This window comes from Parabacteroides sp. AM58-2XD, from assembly GCF_003463685.1.
GTDB lineage: Bacteria > Bacteroidota > Bacteroidia > Bacteroidales > Tannerellaceae > Parabacteroides > Parabacteroides segnis.
Map to the genome: position 1 here is coordinate 1 of NZ_QSDP01000123.1, position 18,296 is coordinate 18,296.

16 protein-coding genes are annotated in these 18,296 nt (G+C 41.2%); 7 read left to right on the forward strand and 9 right to left on the reverse strand.

Annotated elements, in window-relative coordinates; genetic code table 11:
* The 6 genes from DXA15_RS21720 to DXA15_RS21745 form a co-directional block, all read right to left on the reverse strand.
* The coding region (locus tag DXA15_RS21720; protein ID WP_128135410.1) for a hypothetical protein at window positions 1–787 on the reverse strand (787 nt) is incomplete at its 3' end.
* Window positions 788–1,354: 567 nt separating this feature from the next.
* Entirely contained in the window at window positions 1,355–2,335 is a 981-nt protein-coding gene (locus tag DXA15_RS21725) for a FimB/Mfa2 family fimbrial subunit (RefSeq protein WP_158579694.1), read from the reverse strand.
* A 192-nt stretch (window positions 2,336–2,527) separates the two neighbouring features.
* The gene (locus DXA15_RS21730; protein ID WP_233567522.1) at window positions 2,528–3,628 is read right to left on the reverse strand and encodes a fimbrial protein; all 1,101 of its coding nucleotides are present in this window, start codon (window positions 3,626–3,628) and stop codon (window positions 2,528–2,530) included.
* Window positions 3,629–3,643: 15 nt separating this feature from the next.
* The gene (locus DXA15_RS21735; RefSeq protein WP_233567523.1) at window positions 3,644–4,531 is read right to left on the reverse strand and encodes a FimB/Mfa2 family fimbrial subunit; all 888 of its coding nucleotides are present in this window, start codon (window positions 4,529–4,531) and stop codon (window positions 3,644–3,646) included.
* Window positions 4,532–5,455: 924 nt separating this feature from the next.
* The gene (locus tag DXA15_RS21740) at window positions 5,456–7,522 is read right to left on the reverse strand and encodes a response regulator (protein ID WP_128135414.1); all 2,067 of its coding nucleotides are present in this window, start codon (window positions 7,520–7,522) and stop codon (window positions 5,456–5,458) included.
* Window positions 7,523–7,728: 206 nt separating this feature from the next.
* The gene (locus DXA15_RS21745) at window positions 7,729–7,908 is read right to left on the reverse strand and encodes a hypothetical protein (RefSeq protein ID WP_233567524.1); all 180 of its coding nucleotides are present in this window, start codon (window positions 7,906–7,908) and stop codon (window positions 7,729–7,731) included.
* Window positions 7,909–8,112: 204 nt separating this feature from the next.
* On the opposite strand from DXA15_RS21745, the gene DXA15_RS21750 reads away from it, so the two are divergent.
* The 7 genes from DXA15_RS21750 to DXA15_RS21775 all read left to right on the forward strand — a co-directional run bounded on the left by DXA15_RS21750 (window position 8,113) and on the right by DXA15_RS21775 (window position 15,606).
* Complete coding sequence (locus tag DXA15_RS21750; protein ID WP_128135416.1) at window positions 8,113–9,051, forward strand: FimB/Mfa2 family fimbrial subunit; 939 nt, start codon at window positions 8,113–8,115, stop codon at window positions 9,049–9,051.
* Window positions 9,052–9,644: 593 nt separating this feature from the next.
* Window positions 9,645–10,313, forward strand: coding sequence for an ABC transporter ATP-binding protein (locus tag DXA15_RS21755; protein ID WP_128135417.1), 669 nt, complete (start codon window positions 9,645–9,647; stop codon window positions 10,311–10,313).
* Window positions 10,314–10,331: 18 nt separating this feature from the next.
* Window positions 10,332–11,597: an ABC transporter permease gene (locus DXA15_RS21760; protein WP_128135418.1), complete on the forward strand. Its 1,266-nt coding sequence runs from the start codon at window positions 10,332–10,334 to the stop codon at window positions 11,595–11,597.
* Between the two features lie 2 nt (window positions 11,598–11,599).
* Complete coding sequence (locus DXA15_RS21765; protein WP_233567525.1) at window positions 11,600–12,439, forward strand: hypothetical protein; 840 nt, start codon at window positions 11,600–11,602, stop codon at window positions 12,437–12,439.
* Window positions 12,436–12,870, forward strand: a complete 435-nt coding sequence (locus DXA15_RS27195) for an FtsX-like permease family protein (protein WP_233567526.1) — start codon at window positions 12,436–12,438, stop codon at window positions 12,868–12,870. The genes DXA15_RS21765 and DXA15_RS27195 overlap by 4 nt, the downstream gene beginning before the upstream one ends.
* A gap of 55 nt (window positions 12,871–12,925) precedes the next feature.
* A complete protein-coding gene (locus DXA15_RS21770) occupies window positions 12,926–14,287 on the forward strand; it encodes a sigma-54 dependent transcriptional regulator (protein ID WP_010801719.1) in 1,362 nt (453 codons plus the stop codon).
* The gene (locus DXA15_RS21775) at window positions 14,284–15,606 is read left to right on the forward strand and encodes a PAS domain-containing sensor histidine kinase (RefSeq protein ID WP_128135419.1); all 1,323 of its coding nucleotides are present in this window, start codon (window positions 14,284–14,286) and stop codon (window positions 15,604–15,606) included. The genes DXA15_RS21770 and DXA15_RS21775 overlap by 4 nt, the downstream gene beginning before the upstream one ends.
* A gap of 2 nt (window positions 15,607–15,608) precedes the next feature.
* Here the strand turns inward: DXA15_RS21775 and DXA15_RS21780 are convergent, their stop codons facing one another.
* The 3 genes from DXA15_RS21780 to DXA15_RS21790 form a co-directional block, all read right to left on the reverse strand.
* Entirely contained in the window at window positions 15,609–16,517 is a 909-nt protein-coding gene (locus DXA15_RS21780) for a BF3164 family lipoprotein (protein ID WP_158579695.1), read from the reverse strand.
* Window positions 16,518–16,630: 113 nt separating this feature from the next.
* Window positions 16,631–17,524 (reverse strand): slipin family protein, encoded by an 894-nt coding sequence (locus tag DXA15_RS21785; protein ID WP_128135420.1) that lies wholly within the window; start codon window positions 17,522–17,524, stop codon window positions 16,631–16,633.
* Window positions 17,525–17,529: 5 nt separating this feature from the next.
* A complete protein-coding gene (locus DXA15_RS21790; RefSeq protein ID WP_007655329.1) occupies window positions 17,530–17,910 on the reverse strand; it encodes a GntR family transcriptional regulator in 381 nt (126 codons plus the stop codon).
* Between the last annotated feature and the right edge of the window lie 386 nt (window positions 17,911–18,296).

Consider the following 18,296-nt stretch of genomic DNA (forward strand, 5'->3'; position numbering starts at 1 on the left):
TTAATAGATATACATTATCTTTTTCCAAAGTACTATTAAAAGTGTAAGAAAAAGATCTTCTTTCACCATTTATTGTACCTACTAAAGTTATAGAAGGTGTAACACCTGGATATGAATATGTACGATTTATTACATTGTCATACGTAACACTATTTATTATGGTTGTAAAATTTCCATCATTACCAGAGGTAGAAGATGATTCCGCAAAAATATCAGTCCACATAAGACTTTCTTTTACAAAAGAAGCATCAACAGTTTGACCATTTTCTGTTAATTCAACAGAGACTCTTACATCCAAGCGTGCTGTCAACTGCTTTACCGGAATTTCGATATTACCATTTGCAGTCGGAGTAAAATTTGTTTTTTCTCCAAACTTCGGTAAAGCTGCAGCAACCTGAGTAAGCTGTTTAGTTATAGCATAACTTTTAAAGTCATTCATACTGCTGATATTTTTCAATGTATTAATATCTTCAGTTGAAACATTTACAAAAGCATAAGCATTTGATTTCACCAAAGGAATACGAATCAATTCGCTATTACCCGATTCTAATACTATCGGAGTAATTGTCGGTATCCCCTTGCTATCGAAAATACCGATAACTGCATTTTGGACTGTGCCCTCATCCGTACCTAAACCGACAGAGGCTTTTGTTTGTATAGAACCTAAACTTATTGTTACTGGAACTAAATCATCGTTTACAGCGGTATCAAGTAGTTCGCTCTCAGAAGTACAAGCTGCGAAACCAATCAATGTAACGATTAATGCGAAGATATTCTGTAATTTCATGACCCTATATTTTATTGCTTTATTTACTATCTCGTTCGATTTTATACTGCAAATGTAGGGTATGCCGAAATAAGTGAGGATAGGTCAGAATCTCATGTTTAAGGGGTAAAAGTGGCAATGTGGAAAAGTAGTGAAAATTGATAGTTACACCCCTAACGGGAGATAGATTTACAAAGGTTGAGGCGTCAAAAAAAGAAGAAAAGTAATGTTTTTTAATGCATTATCTTTCTTCTTTATTCTATGCCCAATAAATATCAGTAGATAGATTCGATTTTAGACGATCACGACATCTGGAATTTGGTAAGTAGATTTCAGCATTGACCTGTTCAGAAAATCGAAGGAGTTGTTTCATCATTTTTAATGCACATTAAATACTTTATTGTCTCTTCGATACAATGAAAGTAAGTGACTGTTTAATAAGATCTTTATTTACTGAGGAGGAAGATGTTCCAATTTTTGAAGCTTTCCGAAGAAAAGAAGCCCTGACAATCGAATTGACAAGGCTATTAAAAAAAAGTGCCAGCAATAGAGAATTGCCGACACTTCCTTCTTTTTATATTCTAAATATTAATAATCAGTTGATCCTTCAATAACTGTTCCAGTTGACCAATCCTGTGCTTTAATAGTAAAATTACCATTTCCGACTGGGGTTGGAGTATCAGGATCTTCAGAACCAATACCGGTGATAGTTATATCCAAACCGTACATTGTATTAGATTGTAAAGTCTGTGTACCAACACTATAATATCTAGTTCCTATTCCTGAATAATTAACCCCAATAGTTATACGTGTAATAGTACTTGGACAAGCATAAGCACGTGCAGCAGTTGTTAAATTAGAAACATCTACACCTCCGTCATCTGTAATAGTAATAGCATTACCTGCTGCAAATAGAGCCTTTGTCATATTATCGTCATCCGTTACTGCAGCATCTGATTTTACAGCACCTGATAATAATGCGCTTTCTTTTGATCCTACAATTTTAATACTTGCAAGAGTTTTAACCGCATTTTTATAAATTTCAGGAACAGATTCTGCTAATTGAGTCTTAATATCATATAATTTAACACCTGCTAATACACGAGCGACATCAATTTGTTCTGTTGCAGTTCCTCCCGCAGTAATAGTTACAGCTTTAGCTCCATACATCACAAAATTCTCACGAGTATTGCTTGTCAACTCCACCACCTGACTAGGCAACGTAGAGGCAGTAACACCAGTTAACTGTGTAAGACCACTAACAGCCGCAATAGTATAAGTTCCCACCGGTAGCTGCCAAGTCAAACTTGTCTCTGAAGCGCTTCCTGCACTTATCGTACGAGGCTCGCTATACAAAACTCCATCATTGCCAAATGCATATACTATTACAGTATTTAAATGTGACTCAGATCCGATACCAGTTTCCGTATTTGCTTTTGATACAGCAGCAACACTTGACAGATCCACTACAAGAGAACCTTCTTGAGGAACAATTGGCTCATCTTCATTAGAACAGGCTACAAAAGATAAAGCAGCCAAAGACAATACAAATAAATTCTTGATTTTCATAAAATCCATATTTTTAAAATGTTAATAATAAATTTTCTATACCCTATATTTATTAGTTTTTCATCTAAATCACATTGCAAATGTATGATGCAATCCGATAAATTTTAATAGCTAAAAATATCAAAAAGAGTAGGCATTTCTACTTATTCGCAAAAGGATAGATTTGCCTATCGTTTTGAGATTTTTTTATAATCAATAGTCTACTGACGGTATATTAATCACTTCCGAATTCCACTCTGCAGCTACGATATTGATATTGACCGATCCGTATAATACCTCTTCTTCAAAGCTGTCATCGTTGAACGATATGATTATCTTATATACGTAGTTACGTTTTACGAAATTATGTCCGTAAGCCGACAACCCTTTTTCATTGATAACGGCCCTGAATTCACGTGTCCGAGCCTGATAAGGATCTTTGGCGCTTATGGTTGCCTTGATGAGCAATTCTGTCGGTTCTTCACTACCGTCATTTTCCATCACATAACTCCTGTAAGCTATTTCATTGAGCGATGTATTGTTGTCGACTACCAGATCCATAGCTGTAGTTGCACTTGTTCCAAGATTACCGTCGGCAACAACCGTACCCCAATAATCGTGGCTGAAAAAATGCGACGCTGTTTTTTGGTTAGCCACCGTGATGGATTCAATTTTTACGGTACGTCCCAGTAGTTCAGGCCGTGTAAAATTTGTCTTTATCCCGACAACGTCCAAGCGTGCCGCCAGACGAGTCAACTCCAACGGAGTAGATATTCCGTTGATATTATTCTTACCCATCGATTCGTAACCGATATAATTTTCATCACCGGCTACCAGCGATTCCTCTGTTTCGATTACCAGGCTACTCATGGTCAGATTATCCTGTTCCTGTGATGATAGTTGGCAAAGAGCGGCTTCAAGACCTGCATATGAGGTGATATTACTCAAAGTTCCGTTTGCATTCCCGACCAATACGATCCGGGCCTTGGCTGCACGTGCCGGAATATTCGGAATAGTCAACTCACCATCAGCTGGAGTTGTTTCCTGATAATAGGGAGTGGTAGAAAGCAATTGTGAACCGTCTTCGTTGAACACGAATGCAGTAATATTATTAATGTAAGCTTCACCCGCAAGTTCGTTTGCATCCGTACCGGCTTTTGTGATAGCTTTCAGGGGACTTTTCTTGTTCGTACCGCTGGCTTTCACCTGCAAGGAAATCTTTGCTTCCGGTAGCGAAGTTATATCCCGATCATTGTCATTTGAGCAGGAAGCACATAGCAATAAAGCGAATCCTGCATATAATATCTTATTCATATTTATCATGATTGATTAATTTTTAGGTTTCAAATCAGGATTATCTTCCACAACTCCCCAGGGAGTAACAGTTACTTTGGCACCGACAAAAGCTCCTTCGTCATTCCACTCAAACTGTATCTGAATGTTTTCGTAAACTTTTACGTCAATCGGACCAACTACCCCTTTATATTCGAATTGATCAACGGTCTGTTTTATCCCATCTGCACCTATAAAAGAACACGATAGACGCTGCCCGTCACAAACATTACTAGGTTCGGGCGTTATCCATTCGGTAGCCGTTTCGTCCCAGTTGCTTTCAGGTTTATAATAAACGCTGTCACCGATCTGTTCACCTCTATAATTATAGCCGCTTAATGTTTTATTCAACTGAAACTCATAATCGGAAGCAGAGGCAGAACGTAAACCGGGATTATTTTTAATAGCGTATTGCAAGCCTTGGGTAACCATAGTAACCTGTCCTACTTTCGGAGCAATCACAATTTCCTGATTATCGCCGGGCTGGATAGTATAATCCTTAGAGCCATAGAATAAATCATCCGGCGACTCAGCCTGCCCATTCTTAGTATTCAGCATGATCTTCAGATCTTCAGCGCTTTTTACATCCGGAACAATTTGATTTTCTTTTGTCAGATTACCCCACGCAACCAAATGCAGTTTAGTATTCACCGGATAATTAAGCTGTATGCTTTGACGGTTCTTAATCAGAGTCTCGTCTAAAAGACGAGTTTCCAGTAATTTCAAATTCTCATCGAATACATAGAGTGTTGTAGAGGATACTGCACCCAGCGGAGTGACATCATCATTATCCTGATTCACAACTTTGAGCGTCAAACCCGGACACGCGTCCAAGTCGTCTTTTACGCAACTTGTAGCAAACAGAGCTACAATCGCCAACGCCAAAAAAATGGTTTGTTTTGTAATTAATTTATTATGCTCCATAATCTAATAATTTCGGATTGACTTTACCCTATCCTTATATTTATATTTTACCTTATTTTCATGTAGCAAAAGTAATTGTTATGAAAAGGATGGGGTATAGGTGGTTCTCTCTATCTTAATAGATAAAACTATCATCTTCAAAAAGAGGATAAATTATGTACTTTTCGGGCAAAGGCGATTCTATCATAAAATAGGCAAAACTATAAATCAGCCTTTAAATTCCAGGATTTTGTCTGATAGTACAGATTTCTCGATTATCACTTTGGCACATTACTCACCTGACAGACCCTCATAACGAAAAACGACTTATAAAATATCAAAATGCTATTTTAAGTGGTTATTGAAGAGATTATATCGGCCATACGGCAGAGATGGCGTTTTTTATGCAAATGTCGAAGAGTTTAATTTCATCAGATTGACAGCAATAGCAGGATTACAATATTACTTAAAACCAAAAAACAGGCTATTCGAAACTTTTTTCTGATATATACAGGAAATTCCCTCAATTATATCACTCACACCACAACTTGTTTTTCGAACATTCCAGAAGAATAAAATGTCGTAAAACATAGAATTTGAGGGTAAAAAATCTTTCTAAAAGTCTTCAATTAACTTATATTCACATTGATTTTTGCTTTGAATAAACCGTCAATCCATTTAAAACGAAAAAAATTCGTTTTAAACGAGATGGCAATTTCTCTTAAACGAACTGGATGCGGGCTATAGCAGAATCGAACCGTTAATTATTGTAACAAAAAATCTTCCGAAAGACCAATTCCGGAAGATTCTCTAGTTACCACATAAAGTATTTATGCAGCATATTGATACATAAATCAAATTATTCAAAACATTTCGACAGATTTAAAATCCGTACAATATAAAATCTTACGGCTGCCCATATTGCGAAGGCGTCGTTCCGTATTGTTCCGTGAAACGTTTGCGGAAAGTGGCCGTGTCGTTGAAGCCGACCATTTCTGCGACTTCCTGCACCGAATACTGCTGCGTCTGGATCAACTCGGCTGCCTTTTTCAAACGAATCGTACGGGTCAGTTCCAGGATACTGCAATCAGAGAATTGCTTAATTTTACGATACAATGTCGGCAGACTCATGTTTAATGAGTCTGCGAGCACCTTTGCCTCAAAGGTGGAATCGTCAAGATGCATCTCGATATTTTTAACAACCAGGTCCATAAACGGATTGCTCGGTATGGCGGAATCGCTTTCATCCGTATCCGGCGCGCTTGTTCCTGCCAGCGACTTGGTGAAGAACTGCTTCAATTGTTCGCGGCGTTTCACCAGGTTGTTCAGTTTGCTGCGAAGAATCTCCACATCGAACGGCTTAGTGATATAATCGTCCGCCCCGGCTTCGAGACCGACGATGATGTCTTCGCTCTCCACCTTTGCCGTCAGCATGACAACCGGCGTCTGCGAAGTGCGCGGATCAGCCTTCAAAACCTTACAGGTCTCAAAACCGTCTTTGACAGGCATCATCACGTCACAAAGGATCAGGTCCGGATTGTTGGCAAAGGCAACTTTTATTCCCTCCTCCCCATTACGGGCCTCGAGTATCTCATATTCCTTGGCAAAGACATGTTTCAGGAACCAACGGATCTGGTCGCTGTCATCGATGACAAGGATTTTCTTGCCGGTGAGCTTTTTCTGCGGGACAACCTGGATAAATTCGGCGATCTCTTCCTTCTGACGGTCGTTCAATCTCACCAGGTCGGCTTCGGGTTCTACAAATTCCACCCGACGTTCCATCAGGTGCTGTTTGCCTAACGGTATTAATAATGTATAGACAGTGCCCGACGAAGTCGTTTCGTTGCTATAAAATCCGCCGATATCATCCACCATATCGTGCACCTGCCTCAAACCGCGGCGGGCGCTTTCATTCTCGTCCAACCCTTCATCCTGTACGGACAGAGAGCAATATGCTTTCCCGTCTTTCCTCACGACGGAAATATCCAGCGTGACTTTGCCGTAAACGAATGTATTCTTAAATGCATTAGATAATAATGTACGTAAAGCATATTCCATTTTACGACGGTCGAGCCAGATCCATAACATGGCCGTCTGGGTGTTGACTTGGAAATCGACATTATTCATCGCAACCCAGTCGACGAACAGGTCGCAGATCTGCCGGGATATTTCCACCAGGTCGTAACGGGCGATGCGCAGATAATTGGCAACATCATTTGCCCGGCGGGTCCCGATCAACTGGTCGGCAAGGTCCTGCAAAGCAAGTGTGTTACGATAAGCCGAAAGTAATTGGGTGGACATATCCTTTTCGTCGTCCTTATTCTGCACCACCAACGCCAATGAACCGAGCACCAGTGAAAGAGGCGTACGCATTTCGTGGATTGTCTCGATAAAGAAGTTATCGTGGATCATTTCGGCATCCTTCAAACGGGACTCAGCTTCCGAAAGCCTGTCGGCAACCTCCCGCTGCATGGCATCGCTCTCCTTGATCTTGGTGACGAGCAACTGCTCCAGGTCTTTTTTATTGCTGTTCAGCGTAGAGATCATCGTCTCCTGCGTGGAAAGTTTCTGAACCAGCTCTTTGTTCGCTGTTGACAATACATTATATTGAGATTCTAGTTCATTTCTCTCAGATTCGAGTTCTGCCGCTTTGGACTCAATAGCCTCCTTCTGCTCCTCCAACTCCTTCTTAGCAGCTTCCAACTCATTATTTTTTTGCTCAGTTTCAATCTGGCTCAGGGCAAGCAACTCCTTTTCCTTTACCGCCTTCTGGGACTGGCTTGAAAAACCGGCATACATTTTTCTTAAATAAAAAGTCGCCAGGACAAACAACAATGCCAAAAGAATGACCACTACAAGAACAGTTATCTCCAAAGGGTTAGCGGAGTCTCCTGCAGCAAATGCCTGCTGACCGCAAAAAGCAAAGCATGCAAGAAAGACAGACCACTTCCTGAACAAAGTTCTATTATTCATAATGATATATATATTTTAATTTCTAAGATAATTTTTTCCCGAGTATTTCAGAACCAACAGTAAAATCTCCTCACAACTGTGTATAATCATCTATGCAAAGATGATAATAAATTTTCGTTTAGCGAACATCAATGCAAGATTATTTGCGTAAAAAGAAATGATTATCATATTTTTTTCGCACAATTTCCGATATTCAAACCAATCTGTCAGTGATATTTAGAATAATAAAGGGATTGACCGGAGCAGAAATAAGCACTATTATTAACCGGCAGAACAAAAGCAGGTGTATTCGTATCACTCACACAAGCCATTTCTATCAAATAAGAGATAAACACATCAATACCAGAACCAGATTCAAGGGCTAAAATAACACTTATACCACTCATTTGAGACATTTACACCACCTATTTTGATATTTTCGGCAATTATTTTGATCGTTTTAACTTTTATTACCACTATATTTGATACACATATCATTTTAGTCTCTATATTTGCAACATCAAGATGAGAGAAAAGGTTTTGATGAGGGTCTTAACCGGATAGAATCTCTCGAAAGTATAGGGTAATTAAGCATATAAAAAATTAAGGTCATGAAAAAGGGTAGAATTTTCACAAATTGTTTGTTTATTGTTTGCACACTGATTGCAGCAATCTCTTTCACTAGCTGTTCCGCTGATAGCGATTCTTCTTACTCAGGTATCGACGAAGGCGTAATTAAAAACGCTGATTCTCAGACCGAGGCTCCTTTCTCTGTTGTACTGAAGGCTTATTCTGATAACAAAGATATTACTGTTAAGGGTGACGTAGACCAGACTACTCTGTTCGTTTTTGATCAGAATGGTGACTACTACACACAAGTGTCTCTTGACAGAACTTATTTGCTACAGGCAAAACCGGTTGAGATCAGCTGTCCGGGTTCAAAACAGATCACAGTTGTTGCATGGGCAGGTCTTTCTTCCGATAGCGAAAATATCAGCGCCATGAGCAAAGCGAATATTATTTCTGACCTACAGGTTAGCCTGAAGCAGAACAACGGCGTTGCAGCCGCTTTACCGGGAGATTTATTCTACGGACAGGTTACTTTAAAGAGCACTTCCACCAAGGCGAGTGCTGAAACTTTAAAGATCGAACGCAAAGTGTCTTCTATTTCTCTGATCACAAAAGGCGTTATTAAAGTCCTTGACTCCAGAGAAGGTAATTTTTATTATAAAGTAAAGAAAACAAAAGCTTCTTTTGATCACAACGGTGAATTGACAGGTGAAGAAATTGAATATATCATCCCCGCAACCATGGATGCAAAAGGTAATGTTATTGCTGACAACACAGCTATTTTACCAGCTTCCGACGTGACTATAGAGCTTTACAAAGACGATAACATGATCCTTTCTTCAAAAAATGTCAAAAATTCAGAGAAAGTGTCTGTAAACGAAGGAGAACAGTCAGAAATTACTTTTGACCTCTCAAAAAATAATTGCAATATTGTTGTAACAGACTGGGGTACAGTTATTCAACATGTTACAATTGGTTAAAATTTGACCCTCAATTTTTTATATGCATAAAGGCGCACATTCGGATAGTTCCGCGTGTGCGCCGTTTTTTTTCATATATGCGATTCTCCGTGATAGCTTTACCGCCCTTTATGATAGTAACACATGTGTTAATTTTCATAACATAAGCGTTGTTTTACAACGTCTACATTTATAGCATAGGCAAACAGATCACAACTGAGATGTTTACCACCCACACAATAAATCAAAACAAAGATTGACAGGTACACCTCTCACGTATGATAGAAATACACGTGCTACAAATACAACCAAACATAGTACATTTGTAGACACAATACAATTTGTGAAATTTTACCCTATACTCTGCTTGTGTGAACCCTTAATTCCGCAAGCAAACCTTAATTAATATAACCGTGAGGTTACATAATTAATAAGCCCGCATTCTCAAGTTGTTTATAAACGACAATCTGAGAATGCGGGCTTTTTTTATTCCGGTTTATGGACAAATTTGTCCGTATTCGGACACCCTCCCCATAAAGCGGACACTCATTTTCAACACAATAGGGTTTTGGCATATACATTGTTACTATAGAGACAGATAAACTGAGGATAATATGGAAATAATCAAACTGGAAGGTATAACAAAAGTATACCGCACAACGGAAGTAGAAACCACTGCACTTGAAAATGTGAATCTCACAATCAGAAAAGGTGAGTTTCTTTCTATTATGGGGCCATCGGGATGCGGAAAGAGTACCCTGCTCAATCTAATGGGATTGCTGGATCTGCCGGATCAGGGAAAAATCCTGATCAACGAGACGGAAACCACACAGATGAAAGACGGAGAAATGGCTGAGTTCAGGAACAAAATGCTGGGATTCGTTTTTCAGAGTTTTCACCTGATCAATTCACTGAATGTACTGGATAACGTAGAACTGCCCCTGCTCTACCGTAATTCAACGGCTAAAAGCCGACGGGAAGCTGCTGAAAAAGTATTGGAGAAGGTAGGACTATCACACCGGATGAGACATTTACCTACACAGTTATCGGGTGGACAATGCCAGCGTGTAGCTTTGGCGCGGGCCATTGTCGGGAATCCGCAGATCATTCTGGCGGATGAGCCAACCGGAAACCTGGATAGCAAAATGGGTTCGGAGATTATGGAACTTCTGTTTCAGTTGAATGAGGATGGTACAACCATAGTAATGGTCACGCATGACGAGCATATTGCCGAGTCGACGCAACGCATTGTCCGTTTTTTCGACGGAAGACGAGTTGAATAATTTTATAAAGGAACCACTATGTACAGGATATATTTCAAACAGTCGCTGCTGATGCTGAAACAAAACAAGTTTATCAGCGCCATCGCAATCATAGGAACGGCACTTGCAATCATGATGATTATGACAATCATTGTGGCCGACGAAATAAAAGGCATCAGTTCAACACCGGAAATAAACAGGGAGCGAACCTTACATATCAACTACCAGGTAAAAAAAGACACGACAAAAAACAGCTGGCAAGCGGGCACTCTATCGTATGATGTCGTAAAAGATTACCTGTATCCGTTGAAAACTCCGCGCTATGTTTCGGCCGTTAATTCGGTAGATCCCAAACGCCCGTCCACACTGGTCAGCCGGGAAGGGTCCAGCGAGATTATAAATGCAGGCCAAAGGCTCACCGATGCCACTTACTGGAAAATATTTTCTTTTTCTTTTATAAAAGGACGTCCGTTCAACGAAGGGGAATTTAATTCCGGAATATCCGTCGCTGTCGTTTCTGAAACGCTGGCAAAAAAAGCATTCAAAGGAGAAACAGCACTCGGACAAACGATTCTGGTCAACTTCAAACCATACCGGATCATAGGAATCGTGAAGGATGTGTCGCCGGTATTCAAACGGGCTTACGGAGATCTATGGGTCCCCTATTCATCCCTGAAAAAAGAAAACCTATATTTCGATGTGGTTATAATGGCTGAAAAAACCAGTGATTTTGCGGCAATAACCGCAGAGGTGAGAAATATGGAGAAAAAATACAACATAGAAAATGTACCCTGGACGCTTTTTATGAAAGGACCGCTGGACAACCAATTCTATCAGAAAGACATCTGGGGGAACAGCGTCGAGGATATTACGAAATCGATCACCATCCAGAACAGGAAAATGATCTTCATCCTGCTGATACTTTTGCTGATACCGGCTATCAACCTCTCAGGACTGAGTCTTTCGCGCATGAAAAAACGGACGGAAGAAATCGGGATACGGAAAGCGTTCGGTGCAAAAAGATATACGATCCTGATACAGGTGCTTTTTGAAAATCTGATTACTTCGCTGATCGGCGGGGTGATCGGTCTGATCTTGTCGTACGTTGTAGTATTCCGGATGCGGGACTGGTTGCTCGATATTCCGTCCGGCAGTACGATACAGGTCAATACGCTGATTTCCATCCCGGTCCTGCTGGCGGTATTTGCCGTCTGCCTGGTCATCAACCTGCTTTCTGCGGGAATACCGGCCTACCGGGCTTCACGAATGAAAATTATTAATTCACTCAATCAAAATGATAACTGATTATGATACGCCACATATTTAAAATCATCTGGAACGAACGTAAAACGAATGCGTGGATCACCCTAGAGTATGTACTTGTATTCTGTGTACTCTGGTTTTGCGTCGATTATCTTTTCTATATGGGAAAATGTTATTTTGAACCGAATGGTTTCGACATAGAACATACCTATCAGATCAATATGCAGAGAAAGCCGGCAGACAGTGCCGCATTCCCTACAGAAGACGGGCAGACGGAAGAGACGGACAAACAAGCGCTAGCTATGACTTTTCTGAATCGTGTAAACAACTATCCGGGAGTGGAAAGTGTGAGTTTTTCGAAATGGGGCGCTCCTTTTGCCTGGTCGAATTATATGAGCAGTTATTATATTAATGAAGACACAGCCAATATGGTAACCCTACGGATGAGATGGGTCAGCGACAGTTTCTTCGATGTGTTCAAAATAAAAAACACGGTCAAAAACCTCAGCGATTGGGGGATACCGGGAACAAGAAAGATCGTGATCAGCCCCGGCCGGAACGGGGAGTTCGGTTCTTCGGAATATGCTGTACCGCTATCCGACGCAAAACAATTAACCGCCACCTATGACAAGGCGGTCTACACTATTATCGGAACTGCCGATAAAATGAAAGACGGTTATTTCGATTCTTTTTACAGCAATATGATACAACCGCTGGATAAAAAAGAATATGACCTGGCGGATATGCAGATATATATCCGTGTAAGTCCGGAAGCCGACAAGGATTTTGCGGAACGGTTTACCCGGGAAATGCGTGACCAACTGATGCTGGGGCCTTATTTTCTGGCTTCCGTCTTTCATCGACGAAAAATGCAAGAGAAATGAACTGGCCGACAGGCGACCTGAACGGGATATATGCCATCACAGCTTTTCTGATCCTGAATATATTCCTGGGGATTATCGGGACATTCTGGTACCGGACGCAGACACGCCGGAGCGAAGTAGGCCTGCGGCTGGCACTCGGGGCAACCCGGCAGGGAGTAAAACGGATGATTTTCGGGGAGACATTGCTGATATTATTTATCGCCAGTGTGGTGGGTGTAAATATCTGCCTTAACATCAATCAGACGGAATTACTGGAATTGCTGGACATCCCTATCTCCAACAGAATGGAGGCAGGCATAGGAATGGAACAGGAGTTTATCAACTATGTATTGACTTTCGGTCTGTTGGCAACGATATCCCTGATAGCCGTATGGTACCCGGCCCGGCAAGCCGCAAAGATTCCCCCGGCAGAGGCTTTACGGGATGAATAAAATTTATAACTTTACAAAATACAGTTGACAACTATCAACAAAAAAGACAAAAGTTATGATACTTATCTGTGACGATGATACAACGGTACGGACTTCGCTTACCCTGGTCCTGAAACGGGCCGGATATGAAGTGGCTACGGCAGCAAACCAGCAGGAGGCCATTGATTTCGTGCGCCATACCTGTCCGCAATTGATATTGATGGATATGAATTATAGCAACACAACGACCGGGGAGGAAGGACTGGAACTGCTTGCCAAAGTACGGGTATTTTGCCCGGCAGTCCCGGTTATCCTGATCACGGCCTGGGGTTCCATCAACCTCGCTGTCCAGGGCATACGTGCCGGTGCTTTCGATTTTATCACGAAACCCTGGAACAACCTGGCTTTGCTGAAAACAATAGAAACAGCCATACAACTCAGGGACAGCGAAGAAAAAAATCCGGACCCGAAAAACGGGAAAACGGAAAGAACGGACCGTTTTGACAAGATCATCGGCAGATCTCCTCTTCTGCAACAGGTTTTAAATACGATCTCACGTATCAGCCAGACGAATGCCCCTGTGCTGATCACCGGCGAAAGCGGCACAGGTAAGGAACTGATTGCCGAAGCAATCCACGAAAACAGCAACCGGCAGGGCAAGCCGTTTGTCAAAGTCAATCTGGGAGGCATTTCTCAGTCGCTGTTCGAAAGTGAAATGTTCGGCCATAAACAGGGTGCCTTCACCGACGCCCGCCACGACCGGACCGGACGGTTCGAACTGGCGGACAAAGGGACGATCTTTCTGGATGAGATCGGGGAACTGGATCTGGTTTGCCAGGTAAAACTATTGAGAGTTTTACAAGACCAGACATTCGAACCGCTGGGCGAAAGCAAGCCCAGGCAGGTGGATACCCGTATCATCTGTGCGACAAACAAGAATCTCCCGGAGATGGTGGCGCAAGGTACATTCCGCGAAGACCTGTTCTACCGGATCAACCTGATCACCATACAGATGCCGGCTTTACGCGAACGTCCCGAAGACATTCCCCTGCTGGTTGAATATTTTGCCCGCAAACAGGCGGAACAGAACAATCTGCCTGAAGCGGAAATATCGCAGGAAGCATTCGGATATCTGAAAAAACTGCCTTTCCACGGAAATATCCGCGAACTGAAAAACCTGGTGGAACGGACAATTCTTATCTCAGGAAAGGATGTCATCACAGATATTGATTTCAAACAGCAATATATTGAAGTTCCTGCCAGCCAACCTGCCGGCGGAAACACGATCCTCTCCCTCGAAATGGTGGAAAGGAACATGATACAAAAAGCGGTCGAATTGTATGGTTGTAATCATTCCAGGATAGCTGCGGCATTGGGACTGAGCAGACAGACTTTATACCGCCGCCTCGAAAAGTACGACATTAAACTCCCCGAATGAAATCGAAATGGATATTCTGGACGATCGCGGCCTTTATCGCTTGTATATCGAGCGGTATAGGGTTCGTTTTGTTCCGGAATGAACCGATTCCTTTCTGGGTAATACAGTGCATTGCCATTTTATCGCTCCTGCTGGCTACCTTTATCTATCATAAACTGGTCAAGCCCTATCACATTCTGCTTAGCGGAATGCAATTACTCAAAGACCAGGATTTCTCAACCCATTTACGTCTGGTCAAAAATAAAGATGCCAACGAACTGATTGGGATTTTCAACCGGATGATCTCACAGTTACGGAGTGAACGACTGGCAGTACGCGAAAAAAACCAGTTCCTTGACCTGCTTATCCACGCATCGCCACAGGGGATTATCATTCTGAACTTTGATAAACAGATCGTAGAAGTAAACCCTTCGGGGTTGAAACTATTAAACATTTCCGATATTTCAGAAATCAAAGGGAAGACTTTCAACGATTCCACATTCGAACTGGCCCCCGCTTTAGGGCAATTAAAGCAGGGCGACGATGTGATGGTCCGCAATTCGGTAAACAAAGTATACCGTTGTATCCGTTCGTCTTTTATCGACCAGGGATTCAACCATCCTTTCATATTGATTGAAGAGATCACACATGAACTGCTTAAAATAGAGAAAGATTCATACGAACGCATCATCCGTATGATGTCTCACGAGGTGAATAATTCGGTCGGGGCGATCGGTTCCACGCTGAATGTTGTCGCCGATATTTTCAAGCAGGACGGGAGCAACAAATGGGAATATGTGTTGCCGGCTATCGAGGCCTCTTTCGACCGTTGCGGGCATCTGGCCAGTTTTATCAGCAACCTGGCGCAGGTTATCCGCATTCCCGAACCGACTTTTTCCCTGATCTCCCTGAATGAGCAGGCCCGTTCGGTGTATTCACTGACCAGCATCGAATGCCGGCAAAGAAATATAGAATTGTCTTTATCCCTGACCGATAATGATCAATATATCCACGTAGACGGCATCCAGTTTGAACAGGTTCTGGTCAATATCATCAAAAATGCTTACGAGGCAATCGGGGAAAACGGCAGGATAAAAATCAGTACTCACCATTCCCCCTTATCCATTATTATAGAAGACAATGGTCCCAGAATAAGCGAGGAGGCCAAACAAAAACTTTTCACCCCCTTCTTCACCACCAAATCTTCCGGACAGGGGATCGGCCTGATGTTTGTCAGAGAGGTACTGACAAACCATCGATGCCGATTCAGCCTGTCGACAGAAGAGGGATATACGCGATTTAAAATATTCTTTCCCACTGCCGATGGCATATATTCATAAAGCTATGACAGTCCTTTTAATTTGTACATTAATAAATAATCTTCCGGTTCCCCGTCTTCTGTTGCTCCATAAAGAGTGAAAGTTTCTTCGTCCACAGCAAAGTTACTCGGACACTTTCCTTCCAAATAATATCGGATTATTGGATTACCGTCCAAATCAAATACTTCAAGAAAAGTTCCCTTAGTAAAATTTTCGCGATGTTTCTTCCATGATCTTCCCAAAAACATAGCATAGAAATAACGCTTACCTAAATATCCTCTAGTATAACTAATTTTGACATCATCATAATTATCTCCTGTAATATCAGTCGGATCATCATACTCAAATTTCACTCTTTTGACAAGGTTAAAGGCAGTATCCATAAAATCAATCTGCTTCTTATAACTGTAACAAAAAACAATATGGTTTTCACTCGCATATACCTCACCTTTATCAGGATCTAACGAATAATCCAGTATGTTTGGATTTCTGTATGTCCATATCTTCCGTGGTAATGAATCCCCCCTAGCTAAAAGATACAGACTGGGAATAAGCATATACTTAGGATCTGCAATATATAAAGAATCATTAATAAAGGCTGCATCATAGAGGGCATTGTCATAAACCAGTTTCTGGGATTCTTTGAACACAGGTTGTCCGTTTCGATCTATATCGAAACGAATAACCTCATTTTTTCCAAAATCACCGATAAGAATACCGGGGAGCTGCGTTTGAAATAATGACGGAGATATAAACTCTCCCGGCCCTTGTCCTTCTGTACCAAAAACCCATTTCAATTCATGGCTGGTAAGATCATATATATGAAATATACTATCATGCATCTTCCAATTTTTTAAAATAAGAAAAGGAGACTTTATTTCTACCAGCATAGGATTGGTTATCCCCTGCAAAGGCATTAATTCCTGTGTCAATGTTTCTTCGAGGGGAAAACCGGAACCAATCGAACTACATGAGGCTAATAAACAGCAACATAATACTAGAATAAAAAGGTAAACTCGCATAATCGCTATTTTTAAGACAAATATCATTCGTGTGCAAACGCCTCGTTGCTTTTTGCCAACGAAACCAAACCTCCCATGGCACCCAGGTTCATGGAATCGAGCGCCGAACTGGGGACAATAATCATAGAGCCTTTTTCTTTCAAGCCTTCAAACAACATATTCATTCCCCTGAGATGCAGGGCTACCGGGTTATCCGTGTACTTTCGACTAGCCAGTTCAAACTTTTCGGCAATTTCAGTCTCGGCCGTTCCCAGGATGACGCGTGCTCTTCTTTCACGCTCGGCCTGTGCCTCTTTACTCATGGCGTCGGCCAGGTCCTGAGGTATGGCGATGTCGTTAATACCAACGGTTTGACAAGTGATTCCCCAGGGATTTGTATTCCGGTCCAGGACATGTTGCAGGTCTTCGGCTATTTTATCACGTTCCTGCAAGAGAGTGGATAATTCGTGTTTACCGATCGTGTCTCTTAAACCGGTCTGTGCAATATGTTCGATGGCTTTTTGATATTCCTGAACTTCCAAAGCAGCTTTTTCAACGTCCCAAACCGTCCAGTACACAACAGCATCCACATTCACCGGTACCGTATCTTTGGTCAGGGTCTGCTCTGCTTTAAAAGCGCTTACCCTCACACGTTGGTCGATATAAGCAGAGACACTATCTATAATAGGAATAATCATGAATGGGCCAGGGCCTCTTAAACCTTTGAATTTACCCATTCGCAACACCACTGCCCGCTCCCACTGGTCGGCAATGCGGATAGAAGTAGCAAATAATCCGGAAAAGAGGATTAAGAGCACAAAGACCTGAACATTTACAATCTGTAAAACAGACAGAATGATCGATACAGAAATCAATACCAGCAATACTGTAAGAGAAATTGGATTAAACCATCCCTTGTTAATTACATTTGTTGTCATAACTATTATTTTTTAGAGGTTTCAATGTCTTTTAATTCCCGCATGACTTCATCCAGATTAAAGCCATAACTAAACGCTACGGAAGAAAACTGCATGCAAATCTCTTTCAGCTTATCTTCCCTTTCCTTTTCCGACACCACATTTTCTGTTTTGTTGATAAAAGTGCCGGTACCTTGCTGAGTCTCCAGAATATTTTTGATCTCCAATTCTTTATACGCTTTGGATACCGTATTCAGGTTTACCTTCAGTTCCACAGCAAGTGCCCTGACTGTAGGAAGCTGTTCACCCAATTTCAGTTGTCCGGATGCTATGCCAAATATGATCTGGTCGATAATCTGACGGTACACCGGTACGCCGCTGGAATAATCCAATAAAAACTTAATCATATAGATGTATATTGTATTATAGAAACATTGTACTATTATTATATGACAAAGATACAAGAAAAATCACTCCGCCAAACTTTTTAGCAATATTTTTTCAAAAAAAGTACATTTCGCAGGATTTATCCGAATAATAGCTTAAATGGAGAGATAAGAAACAGAGGAGATACAAACAAAAAAGGTTTACAATTTCTTGTAAACCTTGCAGTAGCGAGACCCAGTACTGAACTATGAAAATAAAGGAAAAAGAATAAATATATATATACTGATTATCAGATATATAGAAATACAAAAATAATATATATTTGTTTTTGCTTCTTATATTTTCATTTTATATAGAAATACAAAAATAATATATATTTGTTTTTGCTTCTTATATTTTCATTTTA